At 73.2% G+C, this 22917-nt stretch carries 21 protein-coding genes and 2 riboswitches; of the genes, 11 read left to right on the top strand and 10 right to left on the bottom strand.

What is annotated here, in order from left to right; all coding sequences use genetic code 11:
- The first annotated feature begins 4 nt into the window (after positions 1-4).
- Genes ASG23_RS14515 through ASG23_RS20320 form a run of 4 tightly spaced genes read left to right on the top strand, consistent with a single transcriptional unit; the run spans position 5 to position 5554 of the window.
- Complete coding sequence (locus ASG23_RS14515; RefSeq protein WP_200941603.1) at positions 5-1561, top strand: glucoamylase family protein; 1557 nt, start codon at positions 5-7, stop codon at positions 1559-1561.
- Positions 1558-3351, top strand: coding sequence for a GH39 family glycosyl hydrolase (locus ASG23_RS14510; protein ID WP_056026111.1), 1794 nt, complete (start codon positions 1558-1560; stop codon positions 3349-3351). The genes ASG23_RS14515 and ASG23_RS14510 overlap by 4 nt, the downstream gene beginning before the upstream one ends.
- Positions 3348-4826: an alpha-amylase family glycosyl hydrolase gene (locus tag ASG23_RS14505; protein WP_056026110.1), complete on the top strand. Its 1479-nt coding sequence runs from the start codon at positions 3348-3350 to the stop codon at positions 4824-4826. Before ASG23_RS14510 ends, ASG23_RS14505 begins: the two co-directional genes overlap by 4 nt.
- On the top strand, positions 4823-5554 hold the full coding sequence (locus tag ASG23_RS20320; protein WP_200941602.1) for a DUF2599 domain-containing protein: 732 nt from the start codon (positions 4823-4825) through the stop codon (positions 5552-5554). Before ASG23_RS14505 ends, ASG23_RS20320 begins: the two co-directional genes overlap by 4 nt.
- Positions 5555-5593: 39 nt before the next feature.
- Here ASG23_RS20320 and ASG23_RS14495 read toward each other — a convergent pair whose 3' ends face one another.
- On the bottom strand, positions 5594-7678 hold the full coding sequence (locus ASG23_RS14495) for an acyl-CoA dehydrogenase family protein (RefSeq protein WP_056026106.1): 2085 nt from the start codon (positions 7676-7678) through the stop codon (positions 5594-5596).
- Entirely contained in the window at positions 7675-8523 is an 849-nt protein-coding gene (locus ASG23_RS14490; RefSeq protein ID WP_056026104.1) for a TetR/AcrR family transcriptional regulator, read from the bottom strand. The genes ASG23_RS14495 and ASG23_RS14490 overlap by 4 nt, the downstream gene beginning before the upstream one ends.
- Before the next feature lie 118 nt (positions 8524-8641).
- Here ASG23_RS14490 and ASG23_RS14485 point away from each other — a divergent pair, with 118 nt between their 5' ends.
- The 3 genes from ASG23_RS14485 to ASG23_RS14475 are packed head-to-tail and all read left to right on the top strand — an operon-like array spanning position 8642 to position 12176.
- Positions 8642-9967, top strand: coding sequence for an acetyl-CoA C-acetyltransferase (locus ASG23_RS14485; protein WP_056026102.1), 1326 nt, complete (start codon positions 8642-8644; stop codon positions 9965-9967).
- Positions 9968-9969: 2 nt separating this feature from the next.
- Entirely contained in the window at positions 9970-11313 is a 1344-nt protein-coding gene (locus tag ASG23_RS14480) for a 3-oxoacyl-ACP reductase (RefSeq protein ID WP_056026100.1), read from the top strand.
- On the top strand, positions 11310-12176 hold the full coding sequence (locus ASG23_RS14475; RefSeq protein ID WP_056026097.1) for a MaoC/PaaZ C-terminal domain-containing protein: 867 nt from the start codon (positions 11310-11312) through the stop codon (positions 12174-12176). Before ASG23_RS14480 ends, ASG23_RS14475 begins: the two co-directional genes overlap by 4 nt.
- A gap of 40 nt (positions 12177-12216) precedes the next feature.
- On the opposite strand, the gene ASG23_RS14470 is transcribed toward ASG23_RS14475, so the two are convergent.
- Positions 12217-13611 carry an aminotransferase class V-fold PLP-dependent enzyme gene (locus ASG23_RS14470; RefSeq protein ID WP_056026095.1) on the bottom strand — a complete coding sequence of 465 codons (1395 nt, stop codon included), beginning with the start codon at positions 13609-13611 and terminating at the stop codon, positions 12217-12219.
- Between the two features lie 44 nt (positions 13612-13655).
- Positions 13656-13770: riboswitch (SAM riboswitch) on the bottom strand.
- Between the two features lie 118 nt (positions 13771-13888).
- A riboswitch (SAM riboswitch) is annotated at positions 13889-14003 on the top strand.
- Between ASG23_RS14470 and ASG23_RS14465 the strand changes: the two genes are divergently transcribed.
- Both ASG23_RS14465 and ASG23_RS14460 read left to right on the top strand, forming a co-directional pair.
- Positions 13999-14412 carry a rhodanese-like domain-containing protein gene (locus ASG23_RS14465; protein ID WP_056026093.1) on the top strand — a complete coding sequence of 138 codons (414 nt, stop codon included), beginning with the start codon at positions 13999-14001 and terminating at the stop codon, positions 14410-14412. It overlaps the preceding riboswitch by 5 nt.
- Entirely contained in the window at positions 14409-15668 is a 1260-nt protein-coding gene (locus ASG23_RS14460; RefSeq protein WP_056026091.1) for an O-succinylhomoserine sulfhydrylase, read from the top strand. Before ASG23_RS14465 ends, ASG23_RS14460 begins: the two co-directional genes overlap by 4 nt.
- Here the strand turns inward: ASG23_RS14460 and ASG23_RS14455 are convergent.
- The gene (locus ASG23_RS14455; protein ID WP_056026089.1) at positions 15665-16147 is read right to left on the bottom strand and encodes a pyridoxamine 5'-phosphate oxidase family protein; all 483 of its coding nucleotides are present in this window, start codon (positions 16145-16147) and stop codon (positions 15665-15667) included. The genes ASG23_RS14460 and ASG23_RS14455 overlap by 4 nt on opposite strands.
- A gap of 92 nt (positions 16148-16239) precedes the next feature.
- Between ASG23_RS14455 and ASG23_RS14450 the strand changes: the two genes are divergently transcribed.
- Positions 16240-16617, top strand: coding sequence for a hypothetical protein (locus ASG23_RS14450; protein WP_157465672.1), 378 nt, complete (start codon positions 16240-16242; stop codon positions 16615-16617).
- Here ASG23_RS14450 and ASG23_RS14445 read toward each other — a convergent pair.
- The 5 genes from ASG23_RS14445 to ASG23_RS14425 form a co-directional block, all read right to left on the bottom strand.
- Complete coding sequence (locus tag ASG23_RS14445) at positions 16545-17516, bottom strand: GNAT family N-acetyltransferase (protein ID WP_157465671.1); 972 nt, start codon at positions 17514-17516, stop codon at positions 16545-16547. The genes ASG23_RS14450 and ASG23_RS14445 overlap by 73 nt on opposite strands.
- Before the next feature lie 5 nt (positions 17517-17521).
- Positions 17522-18217 carry a phosphoribosylformylglycinamidine synthase subunit PurQ gene (purQ, locus tag ASG23_RS14440; RefSeq protein WP_056026084.1) on the bottom strand — a complete coding sequence of 232 codons (696 nt, stop codon included), beginning with the start codon at positions 18215-18217 and terminating at the stop codon, positions 17522-17524.
- Positions 18214-18468 (bottom strand): phosphoribosylformylglycinamidine synthase subunit PurS, encoded by a 255-nt coding sequence (gene purS, locus ASG23_RS14435; protein ID WP_056026082.1) that lies wholly within the window; start codon positions 18466-18468, stop codon positions 18214-18216. Before purS ends, purQ begins: the two co-directional genes overlap by 4 nt.
- 140 nt (positions 18469-18608) lie before the next feature.
- The gene (locus ASG23_RS14430; RefSeq protein ID WP_056026080.1) at positions 18609-19643 is read right to left on the bottom strand and encodes a zinc-dependent alcohol dehydrogenase family protein; all 1035 of its coding nucleotides are present in this window, start codon (positions 19641-19643) and stop codon (positions 18609-18611) included.
- Positions 19644-19674: 31 nt separating this feature from the next.
- Positions 19675-21135 carry an amidohydrolase gene (locus tag ASG23_RS14425; RefSeq protein ID WP_056026079.1) on the bottom strand — a complete coding sequence of 487 codons (1461 nt, stop codon included), beginning with the start codon at positions 21133-21135 and terminating at the stop codon, positions 19675-19677.
- Positions 21136-21146: 11 nt separating this feature from the next.
- Between ASG23_RS14425 and ASG23_RS14420 the strand changes: the two genes are divergently transcribed.
- Positions 21147-21950: a DNA/RNA non-specific endonuclease gene (locus ASG23_RS14420; RefSeq protein WP_056026078.1), complete on the top strand. Its 804-nt coding sequence runs from the start codon at positions 21147-21149 to the stop codon at positions 21948-21950.
- 36 nt (positions 21951-21986) lie between these two features.
- Here the strand turns inward: ASG23_RS14420 and ASG23_RS14415 are convergent, their stop codons facing one another.
- Complete coding sequence (locus ASG23_RS14415; protein ID WP_056026076.1) at positions 21987-22889, bottom strand: phosphoribosylaminoimidazolesuccinocarboxamide synthase; 903 nt, start codon at positions 22887-22889, stop codon at positions 21987-21989.
- Positions 22890-22917: the final 28 nt, after the last annotated feature.

Here is a 22917-nt window from a genome sequence, read left to right as displayed (position 1 = left end):
CTCGATGATGAGACTTCGACACGTCGCGGCAGCCGCCGCTGCCACCGCCCTCGTCGTCACCGGCGCGACGACCGCCTCCGCAGGCGGCCCGCACCACGACGACCTGGACCTCACGCACCAGGACCGCGCCGACCTGCACCGCTGGGCGCAGGACACGTGGACGTCCTTCGTCGCCATGACCGACGAGGCCACCGGCCTGCCGGCCGACAACATCGACGCGACGCTCGACCCGGCCACGCGGTCGGGCTACACCTCGCCGACGAACATCGGCGCCTACCTGTGGTCCACGATCTCCGCCCAGGAGCTCGGGATCATCGACAAGCGCGAGGCCCGCGAGCGCATGGCGCAGACGCTGGCGACGGTCGCGACGATGGAGCGGCACGAGCCGAGCGGCATGTTCTACAACTGGTACGACGAGGCCACGGGCGCCAAGCTCACGCAGTTCCCGACGGGCGAGACCGTCTACCCGTTCCTGTCCACGGTGGACAACGGCTGGATGGCCGCGGCGCTCATGGTCGTCGCCACCGCGGAGCCGTCGCTGCGACGCGAGGCGAACGCCCTGCTGGAGCCGATGAACTTCGGCGCCTTCTACGACGCGAACCAGTTCGGCGGCACGCGGCCCGGCATGATGCGCGGCGGCTTCTGGGTCGACCCGCCCATGAACCAGTGCACGCAGGCCGGCACGGTCGACGGCTCGCCCGTGCTGTTCACCTGCCACCACTACGACATCACGAACTCCGAGCCGCGGATCGCCAGCTACATCGGCATCGTGCGCGGCCAGGTGCCGCCGGAGCACTACTTCGCGACCAACCGCACGTTCCCGGCGAGCTGCGACTGGTCATGGCTCGAGCAGCGCCCGGTCGGCGTGACGCGGACGTACGAGGGCCTCGAGGTCTTCGAGGGCGCGTTCACCTACCGCGGCATGCACATCGTCCCCAGCTGGGGCGGCGACATGTTCGAGGAGCTCATGCCCGACCTGTTCGTGCCCGAGGCGGAGTGGGCCCCGAAGAGCTGGGGCGTCAACCACCCGCTCGCCGTGCGCGCGCACATCGAGCACGGCATGGAGGAAGCCGGCTACGGCTACTGGGGCTTCTCGCCCGCGAGCGACCCCTTCGGCAACTACTCGGTGTACGGGGTCGACGCGATCGGCATGGACCCGGGCGGGTACCCGTCCGACCGCGAGGCGACGAACGTCGACGCCGGCTACGAGGGCTGCCGCCCGGCCACCAACCCGACACCGACCTTCGGTGACGGCGTCGTCACCCCGCACGCCTCGTTCCTGGCCCTGCCGTACGCGCCCCGCGAGGCCGTCGACAACCTCCGCAACATCGAGACGGTGCTCGGCGCCTACGGCGACGGCGGGTTCTACGACTCGGTCGCCGTCCGCTCCAACACGCAGGCGGAGCGTTACCTGTCGCTCGACCAGGGCATGGTCCTGGGCGCGCTGGGCAACGTCCTCGGCGGTGGCGTGCTGCACGACTCGTTCGGCACGCGGCACGTCGAGAAGATCCTGCGTCCGCTCATCGGCCAGGAGGAGTTCAGCGCGGGGGTGGTCGAATGAGTGACGCACGCACGGACTGGGAGTCCCGGATCGGGCGGAGGTCGGACGCCACGGCGGCCGGCGGGATCCCCGTCCTCGCACCGCCAGCCGGCCTGCACGCGGCGCCCGGCGTCGGACAGGTGACGCTCCACTGGGAGCCGGTGGCCGGCGCCGTCGGGTACCAGGTGCTGCGCGACGGCACCCCGCTCGACCACCAGGGCGGCGACGTCCTCGCGGTCCCGCACGGGCCGTACGCGGACACCACCGGCGAGCCCGGCGTGGCGTACCGGTACGCGGTCGCCACGGTGACGGACGTGGACGTGACCGGGCCCGCGGGCGACGAGGTCGTCGCGGCGTCCCTGGCGTCCGGGACCGGGACGGTCGAGGTCCTCGTGGACCTCGGCGCCGTGGTCCGCGAGCTCCCCCGACCGTGGCGGCCCATGATCGGCTCGGAGCACCTCAGCCTCCTGCTGAGCGACGAGACGGTCGGCGGGCAGAGCATCTCGGCGGACCTCACGTCGGCCCTGCGGGCGGCGCACGACGAGCTCGGCGTGGCCACCGTCCGGGCGCACGCGATCCTGTGCGACGACCTCGGCGTCTACCGCGAGGTCGACGGCGAGCCGGTGCACGACTTCACGCGGGTCGACGCGACGTACGACGCGCTGCTGGCCCTGGGTCTGCGGCCCGTCGTCGAGCTGTCGTACATGCCGCGCGACCTGGCGTCCGATCCGGACGTGACGGTGTTCGGCTACCGCGCGATCGTGTCCCCGCCGAGGGACTGGGACCGCTGGGCGGCGTTGATCACCGACCTTGTCGGGCACCTGGTCCAGCGCTACGGGCTGGACGAGGTCCGGGAGCGATGGTCGTTCGAGGTCTGGAACGAACCCAACCTCGAGGTCTTCTGGTCCGGCACGCGCGACGAGTTCTGGCGGCTCTACGACGTCACCGTGAACGCCGTGCGCGAGGTGGACGACCGGCTGGTGGTCGGCGGACCGTCAACCGCGGCCGCCGGGTGGGTGGACGGGCTCCTGGAGCACGTCGCGTCGTCGGGTGCACCGGTCGACTTCGTCTCGACGCACACCTACGGCAACGCCCCCCTCGACGTGCGGCCGACGCTCGCGCGGCACGGCCGCGAGGACGCGCAGATCTGGTGGACCGAGTGGGGCGTGAGCCCTACGCACTTCGGCAACTCAAACGACGGCGTGTTCTCCGCGGCGTTCCTGGTCCGCGGGATGCGCTCGGCCGCCGGTCGCATCGAGGCCCTGTCCTACTGGGTGGTCTCCGACCAGTTCGAGGAGCTCGGCCGGCCGCCGCGGCTGCTGCACGGAGGCTTCGGCCTGCGGACCGTCGGCGAGCTGCGCAAACCCCGCTGGTGGGCGCTGTGGCTGCTCGAGCAGCTGGGTCGCGACGAGGTCGCGGCGACCGTGACCGGCGACGGCGCGGACAGCCTGGTCGAGGTGTGGGCATCACGCGATGACGACCGCATCGCCGTCGCGCTGTGGAACGGCACCCTGGACCAGTCCAAGGTCGACGGGTCCGCCGCGCTGGGACGGACCGCTCACGTGTCGCTCGACGGTCTTCCGGACGGCACGTGGACCGTGCGCGAGTCGCGGGTGGACGCCGACCACTCGAACATCGCCGCGGTGTGGTCGTCGATGTCCGACGGGGCCGACTGGCCGACCGATGAGCAGTGGGCACAGCTGCGCGAGGCCGACCGCCTGGCCGTGACGGAGCGCCCGCTGGACGGGTCGTCCCTGGACGTCGACCTGCCCAACCCCTCGATCGTGCTGATCGAGCTGGTTCGCGTGTGACCTCGTGGTGGCGCACCGCCGTCGTCTACCAGGTCTACGTCCGCTCCTTCCTGGACGGTGACGGCGACGGCGTCGGTGACCTGGCGGGTCTGACCGCCGGGCTCGACGCCGTCGCCCGCCTGGGCGTCGACGCGGTGTGGCTCACCCCCGTGTACCGCTCGCCGCAGGTCGACCACGGTTACGACGTGGCCGACCACCGCGACATCGACCCGCTCTTCGGGGACCTGGCGACGTTCGACCGGCTCGTCGGGGCGGCCCACGATCGAGGGCTGCGGGTGCTGATGGACCTGGTCCCCAACCACGTGTCCGACCAGCACCCGTGGTTCGTCGCCGCACGAGCCGGTGGGCCCGAGCGGGAGCTGTTCCACATCCGCTCGCGGCCCACCGGGTGGCAGTCGATGTTCGGCGGCCCAGCCTGGTCGCCGCTGCCCGACGGGAGCTGGTACCTGCACCTGTTCGCCCCGGAGCAGCCGGACCTGAACTGGGCGCACCCGGTGGTGCAGTCCGACTTCGCGGACACCCTGCGGTTCTGGCTGGCCCGCGGGGTGGACGGGTTCCGGGTGGACGTCGCGGGCGGGCTGGCCAAGGACCCGGCGTACGGAGAGGTGCGGCGCGGCTCCCTGCACCACCCGCACTGGGACCGTCCGGAGGTGCACGACGTCTACCGGTCGTGGCGCGGCGTGCTGGGCACGGCACCCGCGGTGGCGGAGGCGTGGGGACCGCCCGAGCGCACGGCGGAGTTCGCGCGGGCCGACGAGCTGGGCCAGGCGTTCGCGTTCGACGTCCTGCACACCCCCTGGTCCGCCGCGGCGCTGCAGCGCACCGTCGACGCCCAGCTCGCCGCACATCGCGCGGTCGGCGCCCTGCCCGCGTGGGTCGCCGGCAACCACGACATCGCCCGCGTGGCGACGCGGCTCGGCCCCGAGCGAGCGCTGGCCCTGCACCTCTTCCTGCTCGCCCTGCCGGGGGCGTTCTACCTGTACGCCGGCGACGAGCTGGGCCTGCCCGACGCCCAGGTCCCTCCGGAGACGTGGCAGGACCCGCAGTCGCTGCGATCCGGCGGGCGGTTGCCCAACCGCGACGGTGCCCGCGTGCCGCTGCCGTGGACGTCGGGACCGGGCGTCGGCTTCACGACGGGCGAGCCGTGGCTGCCGATCCCGGCGACCTGGCCGCAGTACGCCCGAGACCGTCAGGAGTCCGACCCCACCTCGGCCTGGTCGGTGCTGCAGCGGGCGCTCGCAGCACGCCCGTGGTTGTGGACCTCCGAGGACCTGACCTGGCAGGACGCCCGCCCCGGGGTGCTCGTCGGCCGCCGAGCCGACGCGCTGGTCGTGCTCAACACGTCGTCACGCCCGTGGCGGCTGCCCGTGGCTACGGAGGTGGTCGCAAGGAGCGTGCCCGGCGCCGAGCCGACGATCGCCACCCCGTCGGAGTGTGTCTGGCTGCGGGATCGACGGGTACGTTCTCCCACGTGAGGGCACGGGGGGCGGTGACAGCGGTCGCGCTGCTCGTCGCGCTCGTCGGGTGCAGCCCCGGCTTCGCGGAGCCTCCGCAGGTCGCGAGCCCGACCCCCACCCCGACGGTGCAGGTCACCGCGGACCCGTCCGACCCCGCCGTCGTCCGCGCGACGGGCGCGCCCCTGACCTCCGGCCCCGTGACCGTGACCATCGTCGCGCCTGCGGCGGCCGCGACCCCTGCCGACGACGGATCCGCCACGGTTGCCCTGTCCGGCGGCGCCGCGCTGCTCGCCGCGCCCGAGGGCATGACCCTCGAGGCGCTCTCCGACGGCTCCGCGGTGGTCCGCGACGACGCCGGCCGGTTCGTCGCCGGGCTGACCACCGAGCCGCGGCGGACGGGGCTCGAGCAGGTCGGACCCGAGGTCATCCGGCTCAGCGCCGACCAGCCCGTGGTCGTCTGGCTCGCGTCGGTCGCCGTCGAGAGCGCGACCTGGGGCGAGGCCGAGGGCGGTCGGTCGCTCGGGGTGGTCGCGAGCGCCTGGGCGCGCGTCCGCAGCCTGGCCGCGCAGGACGGACTCTGGACGCAGGTGGTCGACCAGGCACCCGACGCCGACGTGCCGGGCATGCAGGACCAGCTCGAGTGCCACGAGCTGGGCGCCCCCGACAAGGCGTCCTGGAACCTCGAGCCGTGGCGCCCGGTCGTCGACGGGATCGACATGATCGCGGCACGCTGCAACCCCACGTGATCAGCCCGCGGACCAATCAGGTGGGGTCCATACGCCGGATCAGCGCTGGTGCTTCTCCGGGACGGGTGCGTCGCCCGAGGCACGCTGCGCCCGGTAGTAGGCGCGGGCCTCGTCCTGCCGGTCCTGCTCGGCGCCCGACGCGATCGGTGCGCGCAGGTGCGCCTGCTCGTAGCCGAACGCGTCGACCAGGCTCTGCGCGTGCGGCCGCAGCCGGGCCAGGAGCCGGTCGATGTAGGACGTCACCGTGCGGGCACGCCCTGCGGACAGCCGACCGTTCAGCAGGTACCAGGTGAGGTTCCGCTCGATGACCGTGAGCCCGAACAGGTCCCGGACCCAGGTGAGGATCTGGCGGGTACCCGGGTCGGTGACGCGCTCCAGCGCGGCGGTGAACGACTCCCACTGGACCAGCTCGGCGTGCGCGCGGGCCGCCGCGATCAGCTCGTGCTGGTGGGTGTTGAACAGCGCCGCGGCGGTCGCGGGGTCGGCCTTCTGCGCGGGGCGCAGCGCCTGGGCGATCTCCTCGACCATCGTCTCGACGCGGTCCACCAGCAGCTCGCGCTGCGTCGCCGTCTCGCGCAGCTGACCGGCCGAGCGGCGCGGGTCGCCGACGTCGGCGATGGTCTGCACGGCCCGGTGCAGCGGGGTGCGGTACCGGGCGGCGTCGGACGCGCGCTCGGCCACCAGGCGGGCGACCTTCGTCGCGTCCAGGTGCTTGAAGCTCTTGGAGTAGTCGGCCAGCAGACGCTTGCCGACGAGCTGCAGCAGGACGGTGTTGTCCCCCTCGAACGTGGCGTACACGTCCATGTCCGCGCGCAGCCCGGTGAGCCGGTTCTCCGCGAGGTACCCGGCCCCGCCGCATGCCTCGCGTGCCACCTGCAGCGTGTTCAGCGCGTGCCAGGTCGACGCCGGCTTGAGCGCCGCGGCGAGCGTCTCGAGGTCCTCGCGGGTCTCCGGGGTGTCGTTGCGGCCGGAGAACACGTCGTCGAACGCGGCGAGCAAGTCCTCGTGCGCGAACCCGGCGGCGTACGTCTCCGCGAGCAGCGGGAGCAGGCGCCGCTGGTGCTCGGCGTAGTCGAGGATGACGACCTCGTCGGAGGGCGACGCGCCGTTGAACTGCCGACGCTGGTTGCCGTAGGTGATCGCGATGGTCAGGCCCACGCGGGCGGCCGTGACCGCAGCACCGTCCAGGGAGACGCGACCCTGCACCAGCGTGCCGAGCATCGTGAAGAAGCGGCGGCCGGGGCTCGCGATGGGCGACGAGTACGTCCCGTCCTCGTCCACGTCGCCGTAGCGGTTGAGCAGGTTGGTGCGCGGGATGCGGACGTGGTCGAACCAGAGCCGGCCGTTGTCGATGCCGTTCAGCCCGCCCTTGAGCCCGTCGTCCTCACCACCGACGCCCGGGAGGAACTCCATCGTGTCCTCGTCGCGGATCGGGACGTAGAACGCATGCACACCGTGGTCGGTGCCGGCCGTGACCAGCCGGGCGAAGACGGTGGCCGCCGTGCCGTGCACCCCGGCGTTGCCCAGGTAGTCCTTCCACGCCGCGCGGAACGGCGTGTGGACGACGAACTCCTGCGTCGCCGGGTCGTACGTCGCGGTGGTGCCGATCGCGGCGACGTCCGAGCCGTGGCCCGTCTCCGTCATCGCGAAGGCGCCCGGGACTTTGACCGACAGGGCGTCGGCCAGGAACTGGTCGTGATTGCGCTCGGTCCCCAGGTGGTAGATCGCGGAGGCGAACAGCCCCCACTGCACCCCCGACTTGATCTGCAGCGACGGGTCCGCGTGCGTCAGCTCCTCGAACCGGGCCAGGAAGCCGCCGTGGTCCTCGTGGCCGCCGAACCGCTCGGGGAACGAGCGGTGCACGTCGCCCTCGGCGGCGAGCAGGCGGAGCTGTCCGAGGACGCGCTCACGGTGGTCGGCCAGCGACTGGCCCTCGATCCGGTGGAACCGCTCGTCGGCCATGAGCTTGCGTGCCGCCAGCCGCAGCTCCGGGTAGTGGCCGAGCAGGACCTGGCTCAGGTGGGCGATGTCGACGTTGGTGACGTCGGCGTCGAGTCGCGGGTCGCCGACCTCGGGGGTCTCGACGGCGGGGCGCGGTGTCTGACGAGGCGCAGTGGTGGTCATCGGGACTCCTCGGATGCTGTGCGGTTGCGGTCACGGGCGAGCAGCCCGACGGGTCCGGCCCAGAGCCATGCGGCGACCTGGGCGGTGAGCTCTTCGCGGTCCGGGCTGGCGGGCTCGTCGCGGTGGGCCAGCCACCACTCGCCGGAGCCGCGGACGAAGCCGACGGCACCGGCCGCCCACGACTCGGCCAGCGCGACGCGGGCCTTCAGGGCGGTGTCGTCCTCGTCCGGGGAGCCTTCGGGCCGACGTGCCCTGCGTCCACCGTCGGCGTGCTCCTCGGTCAGCCCGCGGGCGAACGGTGCGGCGACCAGCGCGGTGACCGAGTCGAGGAAGTGCCCGAGCGGACCGCCGGACTCCACGGAGCCGTTGCGCGTCACGAACGCGTAGACGTTGGGCGACGACTCGATCATCTCGAGGTACACCGCCACCATCGCGCGCAGACCTTCGCGCGGGGTCGGCGCGATCCGCAGGACGCCCTCGAGCGCCCCCTGGATCTGCAGCACGACCGCCTCGGCGACCGCGATCTGCAGGCCGGTCTTGTCCGCGAAGTACCGGTAGACGATCGACTTGGAGGTACCCGCGGCGGCCGCGATCTCCTCCATCGACACGTCGGGGCCCTTGTGGTGGACCGTCTTGCGGGCGATGCGGACCAGCTCGGCGCGACGAGCCTCGCGGTGGTCGGCCCAGCGGGTGGACCGGCCGTCGGTCGCGAAGGCGTCCTCGGGGGGTCGGTGCGCGCGCTGGCTCGACGGGGGCGTGGGAAGGGCCGGTCGCGCACGACCGGCCTCGGAGTTCAGCAGGGTGAGGGCCGTCGCCTTCGACGGACCCGGTGTGACAGGGCTCACGAGACCGAAGGTATCAGGTACTGTGGGTTTCGGACACCATGTCATCTCGAGCGCACGTGCTCGACACCGCTGCGCTCGACACCGCTGCGCTCGACGACGATGCGAGAGGAACGCGCCCATGGCACAGCCCACCCCCACACCCGAGGTTCGTCAGGCTTACGTGCTGGGCGGGAACCGGATCCCCTTCGCCCGCGCCGGCGGCCCCTACGTGCGGGCCAGCAACCAGGACATGCTCATCGCCGCGATCGACGGGCTGGTCGCCCGGTTCGGCCTGCAGGGCGAGCGCATCGGTGAGGTCGCCGCGGGCGCGGTGCTCAAGCACAGCAAGGACTTCAACCTCACCCGCGAGGCTGTCCTCGGGTCGGCCCTCTCGGCCGAGACCCCCGCGTACGACGTGCAGCAGGCCTGCGCGACCGGTCTGGAGACCGTCGTCTCCCTGAGCAACAAGATCCGGCTCGGCCAGCTCGAGTCCGCGATCGCCGGCGGAGTCGACTCCACGTCCGACGCGCCCATCGCCGTGAGCAACCGGCTGCGTCGCGCGCTGCTCGACCTGTCCCGCGCGAAGACCACCGGCCAGAAGCTCGCCGCGATCGCGCAGATCCGCCCGAAGGACCTCGCGCCTGTCGCCCCGAACACCGGCGAGCCGCGCACGCACCTGTCGATGGGCGAGCACCAGGCGCTCACCACCGCGCAGTGGGAGATCACGCAGGCTGCACAGGACGAGGTCGCGCTGGCCAGCCACCAGCGGCTCGCCGCCGCGTACGACTCCGGGTTCTTCGACGACCTGGTCACCCCGTTCCGCGGGCTGACGCGCGACGCCAACCTGCGCCCGGACTCGTCCCTGGAGAAGCTCGCGAAGCTCAAGCCCGCCTTCGGGCTGGGCCTGGACACCACCGCGACGATGACGGCCGGCAACTCCACGCCGCTGTCCGACGGCGCCTCCACGGTGCTGCTCGGGTCGGCCGACTGGGCCGCCGCGCACGACCTGGTCCCGCTGGCGTCGATCGTCGATGCCGAGGCAGGCGCGGTCGACTTCGTGCACGGGGACGACGGACTGCTGATGGCCCCCGCGTTCGCTGTGCCGCGCCTGCTCGCTCGCAACGGGCTGGCGCTGGCGGACTTCGACTACATCGAGATCCACGAGGCGTTCGCCGCGACCGTGCTGACGACGCTGGCCGCGTGGGAGTCCGAGGAGTTCGGGCGCACGCGGCTCGGGCTCGACGGCGCCTTCGGGACCGTGGACCGCGACAGGCTCAACGTGCACGGGTCGTCGCTGGCCGCGGGGCACCCGTTCGCCGCGACCGGCGGGCGGATCGTCGCGACCATCAGCAAGGAGCTGCACCGGAGGAAGGCGGCGTCAGGTTCCGACGCGCCCGTGCGGGCGCTCGTGTCCGTGTGCGCGGCCGGCGGGCTGGGCCTCACCGCGATCCTCGAGGCGGCCTGACAATGACCGACACCTACCTGAACCTGGTCAACAGCGGCTTCACCAAGAAGGTCGCCAAGCAGCTCGGGCTGCCCCAGCCCTCTCCCCTGCGCCGCTACGAGCCCGGGCAGCCGCTCCTGCCGGGCGCCGTGCTGGTGCTGGGACGCGGGTCGGAGGCCGACGCGATCGCCTCGTTCCTGTCCTCCGACTGGGACCTCGACGTGCACCGGCACGCGACGCCCGACACCCGGTACTCCGCCGTGGTGCTCGCGCTCACCGAGCTCACGCACCCCGACCAGCTGTCCGAGCCGGTGCTGGCCGTCGGCGGCGTGCTCAAGTCGCTCCCGAAGGGCGCCCGCGTCGTCACCATCTCCCGCGAACCGCGTGCCGACGACGCCCCCGCGGTCGCCGCGGCACGCCAGGGAGTCGACGGGCTGCTGCGGTCGCTGGCCAAGGAGCTGCGCGGCGGGTCGACCGGCAACGGTGTGGTGCTGGCCCTGGACGTCCCCGTCACGGCACCGTCCGTCGTCGGCGCCCTGCGGTTCTTCCTGTCGACGAAGTCCGCGTTCGTCGACGGTCAGCTGCTGGGGGTCGACTCCGCCGCCGGTGCGCTGCCGTCCGACTGGGACAAGCCGCTGGCCGGTCGGGTGGCCGTCGTCACCGGGGCGGCCCGCGGCATCGGCGCCTCGATCGCCGACACCCTCGCGCGCGACGGCGCCACCGTCGTCGCGGTCGACGTCCCCGCCGCCGGCGAGCAGCTGGTGACCGTCGCCAACCGGGTGCGGGGGACCGCGCTGCAGCTCGACGTCACGGCGCCTGACGCCGGGGCACGGATCCTGGAGCACGCGCTGCAGCGGCACGGGCGGCTCGACATCGTCGTGCACAACGCCGGGATCACGCGCGACAAGCTGCTAGCCAACATGTCCGCCGACAAGTGGGACTCGGTGCTGGCGGTGAACATCGCGTCGCAGCTGAGCATCAACGAGGCGCTGCAGACGTCCGGGGACTTCACCGACGCCCCGCGGATCGTGTCGCTCGCGTCGACCTCGGGCATCGCCGGAAACCGCGGACAGACCAACTACGCGGCGTCCAAGGGCGGCGTCATCGGCATGGTCCGCGCGACCGCGCCGCTGCTCGAGGCGTTCGGCGGCACCGCGAACGCCGTCGCCCCCGGGTTCATCGAGACCGAGATGACCGCGCGCATCCCCGCGGTCACGCGGCAGGTCGCCCGCCGGCTCAACTCGCTGCAGCAGGGCGGGCAGCCGGTGGACGTCGCCGAGACCGTGGCGTTCCTGGCCTCCCCCGCCGCGGGCGGCATCGTCGGACGCGTGCTGCGCGTGTGCGGGCAGAACATGGTGGGCCAGTGACGACGACCGTCGTCCTGCCCGAGGTCCCCTCGCTCGGTGGGCTGTACGCGCGAGGGGCGGGGCTCTCCCTCGCGCGGCGCGTGCGGTCCGGGCCGTCGGTCCTGCCCGACGTCGACTACGTGGTCCGCGGGGTGCGCAGTGACGCTTCGCGTCTCACCGAGTACCAGCACCTCCTCGGCGAGCCCGCGTCGGACGTCCTGCCCGCCGGGTTCGTGCACGTGCTGGCGTTCCCCGTGGCCACCGCGCTCATGGTCCGCTCCGACTTCCCGCTGCCGCTCGTCGGGCTGGTCCACCTGGCCAACCGCGTGACGCAGCTGCGCCCGGTCCTGCTGGACGACGAGCTCGACGTGCGCGCGTCTGCCACCGACCTGCGGGCGCACCGCTCCGGCACGCAGGTGGACCTGGTCACCGAGGTGTCGATCGACGGCTCGGTCGCCTGGCGCGGGGTGTCGACCTATCTGGCGCGAGGTGTGTTCCTCGCCGGAGCCGTCGAGGAGTCGTCGGAAACCTTCGACCCGCCGACGCCTACCGGCCGCTGGAAGCTCGACGGTGACGTCGGACGTCGGTACGCGGCGGTGTCCGGCGACCGGAACCCGATCCACCTGTCCGCGCTGTCCGCCAAGGCCTTCGGGTTCCCGCGGACGATCGCGCACGGCATGTACACCGCGTCGCGCGCACTCGCCGACGTGGGTGCCGGACGCGGGGACGCGTTCGAGTGGGCGGTCGAGTTCGTGAAGCCGGTGCTCCTGCCGGGGACCGTGACCGTGCGGATCGCGCATGACGGCGACGGGTACACGTTCGCCGGCTGGGACTCACGCTCCGGCAAGCCGCACCTGACCGGGTCGGTCACCCCGCTGCGCTGAGCCGCTACACGGTCGGGTTGCGGTCGGGTTGCGGTCGGGCTCAGTCGTCCAGGGCCGGGCCGCAGGCCGCCGCCGCCGTGGCGGCCAGGTGGTTCAGGCCGTGGACCGCCAGGAGGGGGCGGGTGTCCTCGACGACCGCCCAGCACCCGTCGACCACCTCGTACCGGACCGCGGGCCCCGTGGACAGGTACTGGGTGAGCGCGGCGACCAGGCGGTCGACGGCCTCGCTCGTCGTGCCGACACCCACCGACGCGCGGATCGCGCCGCCCGACGCGCCCAGGTGCGCCAGGAGCGGGTGCGCGCAGAAGCGGCCGTCGCGGACGCCGATGCCGTGCTCGGCGGCGAGGTAGGCCGCGACGAGACCCGGGTCGTGGTCGGGCACCGTGAAGGTGAGGACGCCGACGGGCGCCTGCGAGTCCGGCCAGATGCGCGCGATCTCCACGCCGTCGATGCCCGACAAGCCCGACACCAGCCGCTCGCGCAGCGCCTCCTCGTGCGCAGCCAGCGCGCCGCCCGGCAGCGCGGCGAGCTGGTCGCACGCTTCCGCGAGGGCGATGGCCCCGATGACGTTGGGCGACCCGGCCTCGTGGCGTGCCGGTGCCGGCTGCCAGACGGTCCGGTCGGCTCGCACGTCGCGCACCGCACCTCCCCCTGCGAGGTACGGCGTGCCCGTGTCGAGCCAGTCCCGGCGTCCGACGAGCGCCCCCGCGCCGAACGGCGCGTAGGTCTTGTGGCCGGAGAACGCGACGTAGTCGGCGTGCGTGGCCGTCAGCGAGAAGCCGCGGTGCGGCACCAGCTGGGCGCCGTCGACAGCCACGCGGGCGCCCTCGGCGTGGGCGAGCGCGACGACCTGGTCGATCGGCAGCGCCTCGCCCGTGACGTTGGACGCACCCGTGACCGTGACCAGCGCGTACGGCTGGCGGGCGAGCTCGGACCGCAGCGCGTCGAGGGTCTCGGCGACCGTGCCCTTGATCGGCAGGATCGTCGCGCGGTTGCCGTGGCGCTCGCTCGACTGGACCCACGGCAGCAGGTTGGCGTGGTGCTCGACGTCCAGCACGAGGACGCGACCGCCGTCGGGGACCACGCCCGCGAGCAGGTTGAGCGAGTCCGTCGTGTTGCGCGTGATGATCGCGACGTCGTCGGGACGTGCGTCCACGAACCGCGCGACCGTCTCGCGGGCCGACTCGTATAGGGCGGTGGACACCTGGGACAGATAGCCGGCGCCGCGGTGCACCGACGCGTACAGCGGCAGCACCTCCGTCACGCGGGCGGCGACGGCCTCCAGGGCCGGGGCGCTGGCGGCGTAGTCCAGGTTGGCGTAGACGCGCTGCGTGCCGTCGACCAGGGGGACGGTGGTGGTCCCGCCGACGACCGGGAGCAGGGCGCTCACCTCGTCGACGGAAGCACACGAGAGGCGCTCGGCGATGGCGGTCAAGATGGTCCTCCGACACGATCCGGGGGGACACCAGCAGTGGTGGAACCCCGCGCTTGCCACGCCCCGGGCGGGACGCGGCCAGGTCGTCACCCGGGGCACCCCACCGCGGAGGAGGGTTGCCGGCCAGCGAGCCGGGGCTTGACGCTGGCGCTCATGACCTGTGACGAGGGTCCCGGCACCTCCGGGGACCTGTCAACGCGACGCACGAACCGTCTCGCCTGGCGGGACACCTTGTCCACCACTTGGAGGGCGGGTGCCGCCGCGCGTAACATCACGGCCACCATCCAGAGCGGCTGAGAGATCTGGCTCGACGACGCCGCAGCAACCCGCGGGCACCTGTGCCCGGCCGAGGGTGCTACCGCCAGGACCGATGAGACGAGGGCTTCGATGAGCTATGCCGGCGACCTGACCCCCCAGCAGGCCTGGGACCTCCTGACCTCCGACGAGACCGCCGTGCTCGTCGACGTCCGGACCGACGCCGAGTGGCGCTACGTCGGCATCCCCGACTCCGCACCCATCGACGGGCGCGCCGCCCTGGTCGAGTGGGTCTCCTACCCGTCGGGACGCCCGAACCCGCAGTTCCTCAAGCAGCTCGCCGAGGCGGGCGTCGCGGCCGGTCGGCCGGTCGTCTTCCTCTGCCGCTCCGGCGTCCGCTCGGTCGCGGCCGCGCAGGCGGCGACCGCGGCGGGCCTCGGCCCGGCGTACAACGTGCTGGAGGGCTTCGAGGGCGACGTCGGTCCCGACGGCCACCGAGGGCACTCCGGCTGGCGTGCCGCCGGTCTCCCCTGGCGGCAGGCGTGAGCGCCACGCGCGTCCCCGGCCCGGGCGACTGGGACGACCGCCGCACCCCCGGCACCGGGCTGCGCCCCGACACCCTCGCGGTGCGCGGCGGGCTGGTCCGCAGCCAGTTCCAGGAGACCTCGGAGGCGCTGTTCCTCACGCAGGGTTTCGTCTACGGCGGCGCCGCGGAGGCCGAGTCCGCGTTCGCCGGCGACACCGACCGGTTCCTGTACTCGCGGTACAACAACCCCACCGTGTCCACCTTCGAGGAGCGCCTGCGTCTGCTCGAGGGCGCCGAGGCGGCCGTCGCCACCGCGTCGGGGATGTCCGCGGTGTTCACGTCGATCGCCGCCCTGGTCCAGTCCGGCTCGCGCATCGTCTCCGCGCGGGCGCTGTTCGGGTCCACCGTCGTGATCTTCGAGGAGATCCTGGCCAAGTGGGGCGTGCACACCGAGTACGTCGACGGGCACGAGCTCGACCAGTGGGAGGCCGCGCTGTCCACGCCGGCCGACGTCGTGTTCTTCGAGACGCCGTCCAACCCGATGCAGGACCTGGTCGACATCGCGGCCGTCAGCCGGCTCGCGCACGCGGCCGGCGCCACGGTCATCGTCGACAACGTCTTCGCCACCCCCGTGCTGTCCCGGCCGCTGGACTTCGGCGCCGACGTGGTCGTCTACTCGGCGACCAAGCACATCGACGGGCAGGGACGGGTGCTCGGCGGCGCGATCCTCGGCACCGACGAGTACGTCCGCGGTCCGGTGCAGACCCTCATCCGCAACACCGGCCCGTCCCTGTCGGCGTTCAACGCGTGGGTGCTGCTCAAGGGCCTTGAGACGCTGTCTCTGCGCGTGCGTCACCAGACCGCGTCGGCCCTGCACGTGGCGACGTGGCTCGAGCAGCAGCCCGGCGTCTCGCTGGTCCGCTACCCGTACCTGGCGTCGCACCCGCAGCACCAGCTCGCGCTCGCGCAGCAGTCCGGGGGCGGGACCGTCGTCACGTTCAACCTGGCCGTGCCCGACGGCGCGACGCCCGACGTCGCCAAGAAGGTGACCTTCGGTGTCCTCGACGCGCTGCGCGTCGTGGACATCTCGAACAACCTCGGCGACGCCAAGTCGCTGATCACGCACCCCGCGACGACCACCCACCGCAAGCTCGGCCCCGAGGGTCGCGCGGCGGTCGGGATCGCGGAGTCGACCGTGCGGCTCTCGGTCGGGCTCGAGGACCCGGCGGACCTGATCGACGACCTCGCCCAGGCCCTGGGGACGCTCGCCGGCTAGAGGTGCACGGTCTCGTTCTCGCCGCCGTCGTAGCGCTCGCCGGTGACCTTGGCCTTGACCAGGCTGAACGCCGTCGTCAGACGGCCGCCCTTGGCGTGCCAGTACTCCGCGGTCTGCCCGTGCACGACGACGAGGACCAGGCCGGGGGTCTCCGGACCGTCGGGGAACCACGCCTCGGCCGTCACACCCCACAGCTCACGGTTCTTGGCGACGTCCCGGACCACCTCGGCCGGGCCCGACACCGAGACCCACGCCGTCGAGTCCGCGAACGCGGCGTTCGCGGGGCTACCCGCCTCGATCTCGTGCACCTTGTGGCTGTCGGCGTCGGCGAAGAACCAGAGGTCCCCGTCGAAGTCCACGTCCTGCACACCCATCGGCCGGCTGACCAGCGACCCGTCGGCACCCACCGTCGTGAGCATCGCGATCTTCGCGTCCTTGATCAGACCAGCCACCGTCGCGATGTCGTCGTCGTGCGTCATGGGTCCTCCCTCGACCGGCGCGCTCGCGGGGCTGCTGACCGCGGCGGCCCGGCCACCGTAAGCATGTCGGAGGGATGCTGCATGCTCGGTGGATGACCGAGGTGGACTACGACGCGATGGCCGACGACCTGGTCGCCCGCGGCGCGACGCGCGCGCAGATGATGGGGCGGCCGATCCTCAAGGTCGGGTCGACCATGTTCGCCGCGCACGTGGGCGGCGACCGGCTCGCGGTGAAGCTCGGCCGGGACACCACCGCGTTCGCGGAGGCCCTGACGATGCCCGGAGCGACTGTGTGGTCGCCCGGGGACAGCGGTCGGCTCTTCCACGACTGGGTCGCGCTGCCACCGTCGCTGGAGGACGAGTGGATGCGGTTCGCGGAGATCGCGCGGGTGCGCGCTCAGACGTCCTTGGCCATCCAGAGCGAGAGGAAGTCGCCCGCGAAGTCGAAGAAGGGGACCACCGGGCGGTAGCCGGCCGAGAGGTAGAGCGTGACCGCCTCGGGCTGCCGGATGCCGGTCTGCAGGACGACGGAGGTCAGGCCGTGCGCCCGCGCGTCGTCCTCGACGGCGGCGAGCAGTGCACGGGCCGCCCCGGAGCCCCGGGCGGACTCGTCGACCCAGACCTTCTTGAGCTCGCCCGACCCGGCCGGGTAGCCGTCGCGGGCGGCGCGCAGCGTCGAGCAGCCGACCGGCTGCCCGTCGATCCAGGCGACGACCGTGCTCAGGGCACCGACACCCTGCTTCGGGTCGTCGGCGTCGAAACCCCCCGGCGTGCTCGCGGCGACCTCGGGGTACCGGACCTCGATGTCGCGCCACATCGCGAGGCGCAGCGCGACCGCGACCGGGTCCGACCAGTGCGTGCGCGTGAGCGTGACGGCCGGGCGCTCGCCGGTCCGCACGGCGCGGGGCGCCGTCGCGCCGAGGTGCTTGCCGAAGCAGCGTGACTCGGACTCCGCCGCGTACTCGCCGAAGTTCGGGATCGAGCGGTAGCCCTCACTCAGGTACAGGCCGATCGCGGAGGCCTGCAGCACACCGGTCTCGAGGACGAGCCGGTGGAAGCCCTTCTCCTGGGCGACGCGTTCGAGCTCGCGCACCACCGCACGGGAGTACCCGCGACCCCGCTGGGACGGGACGACGAACATGCGCTTCAGCTCGCCGACGCCCTCACCCAGCTCGTCCGAGGCGTCGCGGATGGCCCCGCACGCCACCGGCTCGCCGTCCACCCGCACGAGGAGCATCGCGACGATGCTCTCGCCCGTCATCGCGGCCCCGATGTCTTCCTCGCCGTACAGGGCGAGCAGCTCGGCCTGCTGAGCGGTACGCAGCCGGAGGGCGTCAGGGTCGTCCCAGTCGACGAGCGCGATCTCCACCGGGCTCAGCCGACGAGGGCCTTGAGGACCGACGTGAAGAACCGCAGGCCGTCCGTGCCGGTGCGCGGACCCTGGGCGCCGTCCGGGCCGAAGCCCTGCTCGACCGCGTGCTCGGGGTGCGGCATGAGGCCGACGACGTTGCCTGCCGCGTTGGAGATCCCGGCGATGCCTCGGCGCGACCCGTTCGGGTTCCAGCCCTGGTAGCGGAAGACCACGCGGCCCTCGCCCTCGAGCTCGTCGAGCGTGTGCTCGTCGGCCACGTACTGGCCGTCCTGGTTCTTCAGCGGGATCGTGATGTGCTCCCCCGCCGCGTAGTCGCGGGTCCAGGCCGTGTCGACGTTGTCGACCGAGAGGACCTGCTCGCGGCACACGAAGTGCAGGTGGTCGTTCTTGATCATCGAGCCGGGCAGCAGGTGCGCCTCGGTGAGGACCTGGAAGCCGTTGCAGATTCCCAGGACCGGCAGGCCCTTGTGCGCGGCGTCGACGATCTCACCCATGACCGGCGCGAACCGACTGATGGCACCCGCGCGCAGGTAGTCGCCGTAGGAGAAGCCGCCCGGGAGCACGACCGCGTCGACCCCCTGCAGGTCGGCGTCACCGTGCCAGAGGGAGACGGCCTCGGCGCCCGCGAGGCGGACCGCGCGGGCGGCGTCGCGGTCGTCGAGCGTGCCGGGGAAGGTGACGACGCCGATCCTCGTCATGCGTCGGTGTCCTCGTAGACCGCGACCACGTCCTCGATGACCGGGTTGGACAGCACGTGCTCGCCGGCGTCGCGGGCCGCGGCGAGGATCTCCTCGGTCACCGGCCCGTCGACCTCGAGCTCGAACCGCTTGCCCTGACGGACGGACGCGAACTGCCCGAACCCGAGCCGCGGCAGGGCGCCGGCGACGGCCTTGCCCTGGGGGTCGAGGATCTCGGGCTTCGGCATGACATCGACGACGACTCGTCCCACGAAAGGGCTCCAGGTGTTCGCGCGGCGGTGGGGGGTCGCGGCGATTCTAGCCAGTGCGCGGCGACGTCCGGTCCAGGCGCTCAGTCGGTGGAGACGAGGGCGCGGGGACGAGCTCCGTGTCGTCCCACGGGTCTCGGGGCTCAGGAGACGACGACCGTCATCCCCGGGCCACCCGTCCCGTCACCGAGGGCCGCGAGCGCGGCCGGTGCCTCGTCGAGGCTGATGGTGCGGCCGACCAGCCGGGACGGGTCGAGCTCGCCGGAGGCGATGCGCGCGAGCATCGCGGGGTACTCGTGCGCGGCCATGCCGTGGCTGCCGTAGACCTCGAGCTCCCAGGCGATCACCCTGCCCATGGGCAGCGGCGGGGCGGTGTCGGCGCCGAGCAGGAGGCCGACCTGGACGTGCCGGCCGCGACGGCGCAGCGACAGGATCGACGCGGTCGCCGTGGCGCGGCTGCCCAGGGCGTCGAGGGAGACGGCGGCGCCCCCACCGGTCACGTGGTGGACCTGCGCGGCGACGTCACTGCTGCCGTCCAGGACGACGGCGGCACCCATCGCCTGCGCGGCGTCGCGGGCGACGGGTGACGGGTCGATCGCGACCACCTGGGCGCCGGCGGCGACAGCCACCACGACCGCCGACAGCCCCACGCCACCGCAGCCGTGCACCGCGACCCACTCGTCCGCCCGGACCCGTCCGTGGACGGTGACGGCCCGGTAGGCGGTCGCGAACCGGCAGCCCAGACCGGCCGCGGTGACCGGGGACATCCCCTCCGGGAGGCGGACCAGGTTGACGTCGGCATGGTGGATCGCGACGCGTTCGGCGAACGACCCGTCGTCGGTGAACCCCGGTTGGCGCTGGAGCTCGCACACCTGCTGCTCGCCCGCGACGCAGGCGGCGCAGGTCCCGCACGCGCACACGAAGGGCACCGTGACCTCGTCGCCGGGCGCCCACGAGCGGACCAGCGGACCGACCTCGACGACGACCCCCGCCAGCTCGTGCCCGGGCACGTGCGGGAGCGTGATGTCGTCGTCGTGACCCTGCCAGCCGTGCCAGTCCGACCGGCAGACGCCGGTGGCCGTGACGCGCAGGACGACCCCGTCCTCGGGACACGGCGGGGCCGGGACCTCACGCACGGTCGGAGGGACGCCGAACTCGGAGATCACCACGGCACGCATGTCCCCATCCTTGCGGACACCCCGAGAGCGATCAGAACGCGCGGTGCGTCCAGCCGCCGGCCACCAGCGTGCCCGCCACGGGCATCCCCCGCAGCGGCGCGACCAGAGGGTCGGCGTCGAGCACGACGAGGTCCGCGGGCGCCCCGACCGCCACGGTCAGGCCGCGACCGTCCACGGAGGACTCGAGAGCGACCCGACGGTCGATCGCCTGCTCGGGGTGCCAGGCAGGGCGCCCGTCGCGGGACCGGCTCACCGCGGCGTCGACGGCGACCCACGGGTCGAGGGGCGCGACCGGTGCGTCGGACCCGAGCGCCAGCCGGACGCCCGCGTCGTGCAGCGCGCCGAACGCGAACGCGCGGTCGGTGCGTCCGGCCCAGTACCGGTCGGCGACGTCCCGGTCGTCCATGGCGTGCTCAGGCTGCACGCTGGCGACCACGCCGAGCGCGGCGAACCGCTCGACGTCCTCCCAGGACACCAGCTGCGCGTGCTCGACCGACCCGGCGGCACCGGACGACGCGAAGGCGTCGAGGGCGAGGGCGTTCGCAGCGTCGCCGATCGCGTGGATCGCGCAGCGCAGACCGTGGCGGGCGGCGTGCGCCATCAGCGGCGCGAGCCGCGACGGTGGGACCGCGAGGACGCCGCGGGCGTTCGGGCCGGTCAGGCCGGCGTACGGGTCGTGGCAGTACGCGGTCCGGGTGTTCAACGAGCCGTCGGTGATGACCTTGAGTGGCCCCTGCGTGACGAGCCCGGCGATCGTGTCACCGGTGTGCAGGTCCTCGCGGACGACGCGGTCGAGGAACTCCTCCCACACGCCCGCACGCACGCGCAGTCGGGCGGGCCGGGCAGCGGCGCGACGACGCCAGACGGCGACGTTGTCGGCGATCTCGAGGTCGACCACGCCGACGACCCCGCGTGCAGCGGCGGCCGCCGAGGCGTCGTCGACGAGCGCGTCGGCGACGTCGTCGGGCACATGGTCGACCGCGCCCTGCAGCGGGAGCCACTCGGACTCCCGGAGCAGGCCGGTGGGGTGCGCACCGACGCCGAGGAACCGCAGCCCGGCCGTCGAGCCCCAGGCGCAGTGCAGGTCACCCGAGACGAGGACGACGGGCACGTCGCCGACGGCGGCGTCGAGGAGCGCGGCCGTCGGCGCGTCGGGCCACAGCCCGTCGCGGAACCCGAAGCCGACGAGTGCCGTGCCGGCAGGGGGCCGGGGCGCCGCAGCGACGAGTGCGACGGCGTGCGCGGCGGACGTGGCCCCGGAGACGTCCAGCCGACGTCGGGCCAGCGCCCACTGGGTCAAGTGCACGTGCGCGTCCCACAGGCCGGGCATGACCCACCGGCCGTCGAGCCGCACCTGCGGCGCATCGACCGACAAGGACGGCCCGACCGCGGCGACCCGACCGTCGCGCAGGAGCACGTCGACCGGTCCGTCGCCGTCCACCAGGCGGGCACCGCGCAGCAGGACGTCGGAGGTGGTCGGTACGGTCCGCATGTGAGCACCCTATGAGCAGCACAGAGGCCGGCTACGACCCGAAGTTCCTCGGCCCGCCGGTGCCGCTCCCGGTACCGGCGCAGACCGTCCGGAACCTCCCGTCGACGCACTTCACCGTGCTGCTGGACCCGGCGCGCACGCTGGCGGCGGCCACCGCGGTGAACATCGACGGCGCACAGCTGGTGGACCTCGAGCGAGGTGACGACTGGCACCTCGACGCGCGAGTCCCCGCCGACGAGCAGGCCGGCCCGGAGCTGTACGCGCGCAACGACCTCGACCGGGGGCACCTGGTGCGTCGTCGGGACCCCGTCTGGGGCGACCTCGTGACGGCTCGGCGGGCGAACTACGACACGTTCGCGTACCCGAACGCCGCCCCGCAGGCCTCCGCGTTCAACCAGGGCGAGCTGCTCTGGGTCGGCCTCGAGGACCACGTCCTGGAGTACGCCCGGGTGTACTGGCACCGGGTGTCCGTCTTCACGGGACCCGTGCTCGCCGACGACGACCCCGTCTACCGCGGGGTCCAGATCCCGCGGATGTTCTGGAAGGTCGCCGCGTGGGCCTCCGGCGTCTCGCTGCACGCCGCGGCGTTCGTGCTGGACCAGACCCCCTTCGTCTCGAGCCTGCAGGTCCCCGCCGACGAGGTCCCCGCACTCGGCCCGTTCCGCACGTTCCAGGTGCCCGTCGTCGACGTCGAGGAGCTCACCGGGATCGATCTCGGTCCGCTGGTCGACGCCGACGTGCTGACGCCCGTCGGCGCCCGGGCGGACCGCGGCCGATGGATGCCCCTGACCAGGGTGGAGCAGATCGAGCTGTAGCAGGCCGGTCACCCCCGGGTCCGAGGGAGCGCGACGTCACACCGACAGAGACGTCCCGGTGAGCCGCGCGTACGCGTCGAGGTACCGGTGGCGGGTGCGCTCGACCACGTCCGCGGGCAGGCTCGGCGGCGGTGCGTCGGAGGCGCGGTCCCACCCGGACGCCGACGACGTCAGCCAGTCACGGACGAACTGCTTGTCGAAGCTGGGCTGCGCCCGACCCGGCTTCCACAGGTCCGCCGGCCAGAACCGCGAGGAGTCGGGGGTCAGCACCTCGTCCCCGAGGGTGATCGCGCCGGTGGTCGGGTCCGTGCCGAACTCGAGCTTGGTGTCCGCCAGGATCACGCCCCGCTCGCGCGCGATCGCCTCCGCCCGCCCGTACACCGCCAGCGTCAGCGCCCGCAGCGACGACGCGGTCTCGGCGCCGAGCTTCCCGACGACCGTCTCGAACGGCACGTTCTCGTCGTGCTCCCCCAGCTCGGCCTTGGTGGCCGGCGTGAAGATGGGCTCCGGCAGCCGCGAGCCGTCCACCAGACCGGCGGGCAGCGCGATGCCCGTCACCGAGCCGGACACCCGGTACTCGGCCAGCCCCGACCCGGTGAGGTAGCCGCGCACGACGCACTCGACGGGGAACATCTCGAGACGGCGGCAGACCATCGCGCGTCCGGCGACCGCGGCGGGCACGTCGGTGGACACCACGTGGTTGGGCACCAGGTCCGCCAGCTGCTCGAACCACCAGAGGCTCAGCTGTGTCAGGACGATGCCCTTGCCGGGGATGCCGGGGTCGAGCACGTGGTCGAACGCGGAGACCCGGTCGCTGGCGACGACGAGGACGACGTCGCCTAGCCCGGCCGTCGACGCCGAGCCGTCCGGTACGTACAGGTCACGGACCTTGCCGGAGTAGGTGTGGGTCCAGCCAGGGAGCGTCGTCGTGGAGGTCACGGCCCCTAGTGTGCAGGTCCGGACGGCC

The organism is Cellulomonas sp. Leaf395 (assembly GCF_001424125.1).
Classification (GTDB): domain Bacteria; phylum Actinomycetota; class Actinomycetes; order Actinomycetales; family Cellulomonadaceae; genus Cellulomonas.
The sequence above is the reverse complement of the archived record's forward strand: the minus strand, read 5'-3'. Positions and strand labels throughout refer to the sequence as shown.